Genomic DNA, 9,155 nt, shown 5'->3' with positions numbered 1-9,155 from the left:
GTTCCATCAACTCCGTTTGCTCCATTGAGGGAAGTAATCCACTCCATTTCGGTCATTGTGCTTCCTGTCTGTTCTATGGCGATTTCATAAGCTGATTTTCCATCTTCTCCATCTTCTCCATTTGTTCCGCTTGTTCCATTGAGAGAAGTAATCCACTCTATTTCAGTCATTGTGCTTCCCGTTTGTTCTAACGCTATTTCATAAGCTGATTTTCCATCCGTACCATCAATTCCTTGTAAACTTGCTAACCAAGCAGCTTCGGTTCCTACGAATCCATTGTCAACTGCAATTTCATAGGCAGATTTTCCGTCTGTTCCGTCAACTCCGTTTGTTCCATTAGTTCCTTGTAAACTTGCCAACCAAGCATCTTCAGTTCCAACAAATCCATTTTCTAATGCAAGTTGATAGGCCGATTTTCCGTTAATTCCATTCGTACCATTAACTCCATTCAAACCCGCTGGTCCTGATGGACCGGTTAAATCTGATGTTGTAAAGCTCGTGCCATCTGTATAATTAAAGGTAAAAGTGCCATTTCCATTATCTATAGTTGATACAATACCATTACCATTTGCACCAGTTGGTGTAGTGATGGTAACGGCCACACCATCTTCATTTGTATAGGTAAATGTTCCATTACCGTTATCAACTAAAGTGGTTAATGTTTCATTTTGATGTACAACTCCAGCCAAATTAATAAGTGTAGGTTGTCCTTCTTCATCGGTGTAAATTAAATTGCCATTTGGATCTAAGCCTAAAGTTGTTATAGATTCTGCACGACCCACTAATTCAAATAGATCAATTACATAGGTGTCTCCATTTTCATCGGTGTAATTTAAAGTTTCATTCTCTTGATTATAATATAATACGGTAAGCGTTTCTGTGAATCCATTATCTGCAGAAGAAATAATTTTGTTCCATTTATTATTGTACCAATAGTAATAACCCGGAGTGATGTCACCAACTGTATTGGTGTTATAAACTAACAAACTTTCTACATTTCCGTTTGTAATCGTAATGGCATCTGTTGTACTCGTTAACGGTACCTGTGGTATAAGCATACCTTTATCATTAGCAACCACATGCAATTGTGTGGAAGGATTTGGTGTATCCGTTCCAATACCCACTTGAGCACTTACAGTATATCCTAATAATAACATACCTATCGAGAGGAGTAATTTTGAATACATGGTGGAATATTTTTTTGACATTATTGAAATCATTATAAATTCTTGAATTGTATGGATTGAGGCTTTAAATTTTAAATATTTTATTTTATTCTTTGATATATCATAGGGTTCGTTACCATCAAACTTTTAGGCATCACGGTAACTGTAGAAACATTATTGGCTTGGAAATTATCTTTTTGTCCGCCCCAAATTGTAGCGGTATTCACATAGGATCCAGACGTCTTTACTTTTGCTGTTAGGGATAAAGTTGCATTGGCATTATAGTTCAAATTTCCAATATCCCACATTCCTGTAGTACTGTTGAAGGTTCCAATAGTTGGTGTTGTATGGCTTACATATTCAAAACCAGCCGGCAAGACATCAACTACTTTCACATCAGTAGCATGATTGTGATCTACTCTTGCAAAATTGGTTGCTACTAAAGTAAAAGTGATTAGAGTTCCTTTTAATGGATTGATCTGATTAACCGATTTATCTATTTGCAAGTCGGCTTTTATTTCTGCGGAAGCACTATTATTGGTTAGATTATTATCTGGTACAGATGATCCAATTATTGTGGCAACATTTAAATATTCATTAATTGCTCCAGTTGATGCATCAATACTAGCCGTTACTGTTAATGTTCGGCTGGTGGTTGTTCCATCAAGTGTTCCTATAGTCCATAAACCTGTTGACGGAACATAGCTTGCATTATTTGGTGCCGCTGTATGGCTCACATAAGTATAACCTGCTGGCAATAGATCCCGTACTACAATATTGCTTGAACTACCCGAAATTCTACTAGCAACTACCGTAAAAACCACTCTGTTTGCAACAGTTGGATGATTGGCAACATTTTTAGTAACTGCTAAATCTACTGCTGTTGTATTGGTAGAAAGTGTCACAGAGCTTGTCTTGATTCCGGCTTCATTCGAACTTACGTTTGCAGTATTAGTATTTTGTGCCGTTGTTCCAGTACCTGTCATATTATTGACAGCATTAAAAACTATAGTAGCAGATTCTCCTGGAGCCAGAGTTCCTATGTTCCAAGTTATTTTTCCAGTTCCAGCGATACCGTCTGCTAGGCTGTACAAAATTGTTCCTTGTGTCACGACATAACTCGTTGTGTTTTTTGTAAAATTGTATCGTGTTCCTTGCAAATCATCCGTCATCACTGTATTGGTTGAATTACTGGTTCCGATGTTTTTTACGGTAACGGTAAAAGTCGCTATTGACGCTGAAGCTCCAGTTGCAGTTCCCGTTCTTGAACCTGTTTTTGTAATTTCCAGCGTTGTAGTAGCTACATTACTGGAAGTTACCTGATTGTTGTATTTTATATTATTGGTATAATTAGTATCATTGACATTTGTTATACTAAGAGAAGGGAAAGTAGCAGGTATATTGCTGGTGTTGAGATTGATTTGATCGATTCGTTGCTGGATACCATTTGCTTCTTCAAAAGGATCTCTTGGATTTGGAATATTTAGATAATCCCCATTGGTAGCATTTGGATCTCCAACATCGTTATTTCGCATTATCGTACCCCAAACATTTACATTAGCTGTTGAAGTTGGTGCCGAAAAAGTAACAGGAATCGTAAATTTCCCTAAACCATCTACAGGCATATCCACTTGAACTCTATACACATTTCCTGATGGCAAATTTTCGAATATTGCAGCACCATTCAAAACTGAACCCGTAGCAGACGAAAACACTACACTTCCTGTGTTTATTGTTACTCCCGTTGGAACATAGAAAAAGAAGGAAGCAGTTTCGGCTCCAGCTGCTACAATTGGTCCATTATTTTTAATGTTTACTTCATAGGTAACACTACCTCCTGTTGAAACCGTATTAGGACCAGCCGTTTTTAAAACATTAACCACTTCAAGATCGTATATTTTTACATCGATCACAATTCCATCAACCGTTTCTTGTTCTCCTGGTGCATAACTCCATGTATCAACGGTTTTATCATTACCGAACTTTCCAGTTGTACTCGAATTATCCGCGTTATTGATTTGGCCCCATCTCTGGTTTGCCGTGATGTATTTAGTATTACCTGATGCAGCAGGGTTAATTCGATCACTACTTGCACCTGTAGTTGCATTATTTTTTTGAGCATCCGAAAGATAAAAATTAGCTACCGATCCGCTAGTTGTTGGCAAATCGCTATTATCCCAATAGACTGTGGTTCTTTTTGGAACCAAGGAAGTAAAATCTGATTTAAGCAATTCTATGGTCAAACCATAAGGATTATTTTCTACGTCAAACATTGGAAAATGAACCTCTGCTCCAGAAATAGAAGTTGTGATTGAGGAAAGTGAAATTCCTGATGTGACGCGAACTCCATTTTGATCCAATCCATCCCAATAGACTCTGTTGAGACCAGGAACAGCTGGTCCTTGTAAAGTTCTACTTGCAAATGGAGCTCCAAATGGAATTTGTATATCATAAAATCCACTGACATTACTAACAAAATTGACATATCCTCCCTTTGAACCTGATTGACTTAATGTACCTTCGGAACCAATAAATGAAAAATCACTCAATTCTGGATTGATTCTAACAGGACGTAACCACATTGTTCGTATTTCACCTGTACTTCCTGTTGGATCCCAAGTTCCATCGGTTTTTCTTGGATTAAAATACCATAATGGAGCAACAGCTGGCATATCCAATGAAGGTGCACTATAAAACATCTTGTGGGTAATGTGATTATTCAATTCGTTATCTAAATCTCTTGGATCCCAAATTTTATTGATGATATCATTGAAAGTTGCACTCCCAAAGCTTTTGTAAGTTGGCACAGGATCAGTAACTTTATGATTTACAACACCTTTGTTGTTTACAAAGAAATTAAATGAAAGCCCGTTCTGTCCATTGTTATCAACTTTATAGGCAAATCCATCTTTTGTCAATACAAAAAACTTTCCGAAAAAACCATCATTAACACCCAATTCATCAGCAGTATTAGGGTTCATACCAGCACTAAAATTTGTAATAAAGGCTCTTCCCGAGATAAAATTTGTACCGCTACTAACCGATACATCCCATGCGGCAATAAATGCAGAAGTTGAACCAGCAGCATCTTGTTGGGTAACCCATTCATTATTTGCTTTCACGGTTATTGGCAGAATTGCAGTGCTATTTGTACTTAAAGTTGCACCCCCTCTTGATACAAATTCGATAACCCAAATACCCTCTTCACCTGTAGCAACTGTTCTTGAAAAGGGTGTATAACCGTTACTATTTCCAAATTCAGGTTTGTTCCTATTGGTGTTGAAAGCTAAATTTGGACCAACAAGCTCTTGGTTTCTATTGGCAATTAATCCAGCAGTATTTGTAGCTCCAGTTCCAGAAGTGTAGTATCTATTTCCTCCAGCACCAATACCTGTTGGAGGATAAAGTCGGATTTCACCGTTATTTGTGCCTTGAACACTCGAGCCAACATGAATGGTTTCACCTACTTTTGCAAAAACCATAACTCGACCAGTTGTAGGAAAAGGATTAAATGAACAGTTGTTACACCACATACTTGACAGCCATGCTCTATTTCCTTCAATTCCAGCAGGATATAAATCCCTAGATCCTGAACCCCATAGAGTTTGTGCTTCAAGAATACTTGAACTTAATAAAAAACTGAAAAGCAGTATTTTAGTAACGACTTTAAGCATGATTAATGTTTAATCTAATTGATCAATGGGGTTTCCACTGGTGTTCATGGTTGATTAACCAAGTTCTAACAGCACGAATTATGATTTGTTTTCATTAGTAGTTCTGCTCATATTTATGCTTAAAAAAGGCTAAAATGCGGGGTTGCAGAACTACATAATTGAGACTACAAATATCTCCTTAAAAAAAATTTTTGTTTGTAGTACAAAATGGTTTCGGTTTGTAGAATTTTTTCTACACGGTATTTCTAAATATAATTTTTAGTCTTTTGTTGCCTTTTTGTTTTAGCAAATTCATTTTAATCAAGATTTATTAAAATATCATAACTCCTTCTTATGTATTTTAAACTTTAGAGATGATATATATTAAAAAAACAACTTTATATTTGTTGTTGGATTACCCCATTATTGCTATTTAATCGAAAACACGATTTGAACCTTTCCAAATGATGAGGTTCTAAAAGACCACTATGATCAAAAGCTTGTCATTTGCACCTAAACTTCTCTGCATTTTGCTATTTGTTGCATTATTGCAATTTCAAACGACTTATTGTCAATCAGTAAGCAAATTGACTTGGACTACTGATAGCGAATTTCTGCCTCAAAACAGCATAAAATCTATTGTTCCTGATAAATATGGCTTCATTTGGATGACTACTGAAAATGGATTGGTTAGATATGATGGGAAAAATTTTGACATCTATGACAGTCATACTACCCAGATAAAAAGTAACAGACTCATATATATCACCGGAAATTATCAAGCCGACAGCTTATATACTACAAATGATTGGGACGAACAATGCATCTTTATACATCAACGTAAAGTGCATATCGTAGATAAGAAATTACATCCCAAGGCATTGCAATTTGATAAAAATGACCCAAACAGCCGTTTTATTTCAAATGGTGTTCCGAGTCTTTTGCTTGATGCTCCAAAACGTCCTTATCATATCCCACTAGCTTCCGGAAATTATTACTTTATAGACAATAACACTGTTCGTCTTTTTAATGCCAAGAAACAACTTCTTCATAAAATTCATTTTGAATATGAAAGTAATAGTTATTTTTTCGCCATCGGAGATATCCTTTTTTACCTCGAAAAAAATGGAAAATATGCAATTATTGAGAATGGGAGAATAAAGAAAAAGATTCTAAATATCGATCCAAAAGCTGAAAACATGCTGTATTGGAATAGTGTGGCACAACAAGCATTTTTTTATTCTGGCAATAATTTATATCAACTTCACTATAAAAATAATCAACTACAAAAGTCGCTGCTTATTGAAAACGAAGATTTGGCTAATCAAAGGATAAACAGTATCTACTTTAATGTTGAAAGTAAGATTGTCTATCTAGGAAGTACCACAAAAGGTTTAGGTATTTATAAAATCAAAAATTTTAAAACTTTGGTCCCTAATAAGCCCGGACTATCAGAAATTTTCTATTCACTTTCAACTTTGAATGCCTCAACCGTCATTTCCGGATCAGGAATTTTAATGAATAACAATGAAATAATTGCAGATCTAAATTTTACATCGGACAAATATGGCATGGCCTTAGATCGTGATAAAAATATATGGACATACGAAGGATCAAAATTAATTCGGTATCAAAAAAAAGGTGACTATCAACAAAGCAAAGTTTGGGAATTAGGAAAAGAAATTACCTCATTATTTGCAGATTCAAATGGTAAAATTTGGTATTCATTGGCTCTAGGAAGAAAAAAATCAGGTATTCTCTTTAATTTTATTCCCGATGAAAATCCGACTTTCACTACCTATACAACTCTTGATTTTCATCCAAAATTTTTAGCAAAATGTGATCCCAATACTTTATTGATGGCTGGAAACGACGGCTTGAAAGCATTAAATTTACGAAACAAAGAAGTAACCAGTGTAAAAGGAACCGAAAGTTTGAAGGTGCGAAATATTTTTATCTCAAGCAAGAAAAACATCTGGATTAGCACTTATGAAAATGGTTTTTTCCTTCTTAAAAATAATAAAATATATTCATTCCCATTAGATAAAAACCAATATCTACTTTCTTCACATTGCATTGTAGAAGACAAAAAAGGCTTTTTCTGGATTTCTACTAACAAAGGCCTTTTTCAAGTTAAAGAACGAAATTTGCTGGATTATGCAAATGCAACTATTTCCAAAATATACTATCATTATTATAGTAAAGAGGCTGGATTTTTAACGAATGAATTTAATGGCGGCTGCCAGCCTTGTGCTACTACAAATGCTACAAATATATTTTTCCCTTCGATAAACGGTGTGGTAACCTTTAACCCTGATAAGATTGAACCGGTTTTGCCTACACAACCAACTTTCATTGATGAGGTAATGGTTGACAACCAAAGAACAACAATAAATGACACCTTGTTTCTAAATAGAGAGTTTGAGCGAATTACTTTTTTTATTACTAGCCCATATTATGGCAACGTGAACAATTTAAATTTTGAAGCCAAACTGGAAGGTACGGGAAATAAAGAATGGACCAAAATTTCTAAAGAAAATAATATTTCTTTTACAACTCTTTCACCTGGAGAATACCAATTGATTGTTAGAAAACTATCTGGTTTTGACTCTAAGTACGATTACAAAAAAATAACAATCATTATTGAACCTGCTTTTTGGGAAACCCTCTGGTTTAAAATAGTAGTCGTTCTATTGATTATTGTAATCGGAATCATTTCCTATAACATTAGAGTTAGATACATTACCCGAAAAAACCTGCTATTGGAGAAAAAAATAAACGAGCAAACAAATGACTTAAAGAGTACGATAAGCACGCTTCGAGCAACCCGAGAAAACCTTAATAAACAGATAGAGAACAATACAAAAATCATCCAGTATATTACCCATGACATCAAGAGCCCTTTGAAGTTTATGGCAATGGCAAGCAAATACATGTATGATTCATTTGATAAAGACAGTGAGGATTTGAAAGAAAACATTCAGGCTATTTTCACATCATCTTCCCAAATGTTCAATTTTGTTGATAATTTACTTGAATATTCTAAGGGATACCTTGACAAAGGAGTGATTGACAACGAAGAATTCAAAATTAACGATGTGGTGTTTAATAAAATTGCATTGTTTCAAAATATTGCTAATGCAAAAAAAGTGGTAATTAAAAATCATATCCCAACAGAGGCCATTTTAACCAAAAACAAGCAGCTGTTTAGTATTATCATACACAATTTACTCGATAATGCCATAAAAAACACTATCTATGGAACCATACAATTTTCAGCTGGATCTGATGATTTATATAGTTATGTTTCAATCCAAGACACGGGAAATGGTATAGAAAAACATACAGTAGAATACTATCAAACGTTGATTGATAATTACGATTTACAACGTGACAAAAAATTCAAGACCATGGGAATGTACATGATTATTGAATTGCTATTGATCTTAAACGGCAAAATGAATATTGAAAGTGAGTTAGGCAAAGGAACAAAAATCACATTAATGTTTGATCATGAAAGTGCTTAATCATAATCCACTAAATCATCATAGGATTTGAATAAGGCAACCAAAGCTACCGTATTACTGATGACTAATTTTTCGAAAATTCTGTTCTTGTAAGTACTAACAGTACTGTTTTGTAGTTCTAATTTATTGGCAATTTCTAGATTTCCTTCGCCCCTAACGAGCAATCTGGCTATTTCTAATTCTCGATTGGATAATAATTCCAAAGGATTATCAGATTTTTTATTTAAAGTATTGGATACAATCTGATTTTTGATGGATTGACTCACATAATTTCCATTTTTAATCATGGAAGTAAAAGCCTCTTGAAATTCGGTTTCAGAACTTAATTTGTTCAAATAACCATCAGCACCAGCTTTTAAATAACGCAAAGCATAAAGCTCTTCTTCATGAGCCGAAAAAATAAGAATTTTCACCATTGGCTGAATGGACTTTATCAATTCTACCATTTGAATTCCTTTTCCTTCTGGAATAGATATATCTAGAATCACAAGATCAAAATCTTGGGTTTTGAGCAGCTGTAAAGTTTTTAAAAAATCATCCGCATGGGCGATATCAAGATTATCGAAAGATCCTTTCAAGATAAGTGAAATACCATGACGCACAACACTATGGTCATCGGCAAGAAGAATACTAAGATTTTTGTTCATTGATAGTTTTTCCTTTGGGGTGAAAGATTAAAACAATATTCAAAAATATGTTAAAAAATTCATTCTAAAAAATTTATGTTTAATAAATCTAAATACTATTTTCCAGCAAATATGATTCTTAAGTAATAAGTAGTATTTTTGCAACCTATTTTTATACATACA

3 protein-coding genes and 1 pseudogene are annotated in these 9,155 nt (G+C 34.5%); 1 reads left to right on the top strand and 3 read right to left on the bottom strand.

All coding sequences use genetic code 11. The features are described from left to right. Positions 1–1,187 (bottom strand): annotated as a pseudogene (locus G508_RS20260) (hypothetical protein); the annotation flags it as partial. 80 nt (positions 1,188–1,267) lie between these two features. After that, positions 1,268–4,840 (bottom strand): DUF11 domain-containing protein, encoded by a 3,573-nt coding sequence (locus tag G508_RS0116340; protein WP_084626012.1) that lies wholly within the window; start codon positions 4,838–4,840, stop codon positions 1,268–1,270. Between the two features lie 467 nt (positions 4,841–5,307). Here G508_RS0116340 and G508_RS0116330 point away from each other — a divergent pair, with 467 nt between their 5' ends. Next, positions 5,308–8,346 carry a ligand-binding sensor domain-containing protein gene (locus G508_RS0116330; protein ID WP_026706312.1) on the top strand — a complete coding sequence of 1,013 codons (3,039 nt, stop codon included), beginning with the start codon at positions 5,308–5,310 and terminating at the stop codon, positions 8,344–8,346. Here the strand turns inward: G508_RS0116330 and G508_RS0116325 are convergent. Next, on the bottom strand, positions 8,343–8,993 hold the full coding sequence (locus G508_RS0116325) for a response regulator (protein ID WP_026706311.1): 651 nt from the start codon (positions 8,991–8,993) through the stop codon (positions 8,343–8,345). The genes G508_RS0116330 and G508_RS0116325 overlap by 4 nt on opposite strands. Positions 8,994–9,155 lie beyond the last annotated feature (162 nt).

This window comes from Flavobacterium soli DSM 19725 (genome assembly GCF_000422705.1).
In the GTDB taxonomy this organism is placed as follows: domain Bacteria; phylum Bacteroidota; class Bacteroidia; order Flavobacteriales; family Flavobacteriaceae; genus Flavobacterium; species Flavobacterium soli.
Note: the sequence above shows the minus strand (reverse complement) of the source record. Positions and strands in the feature narration are given on the sequence as shown.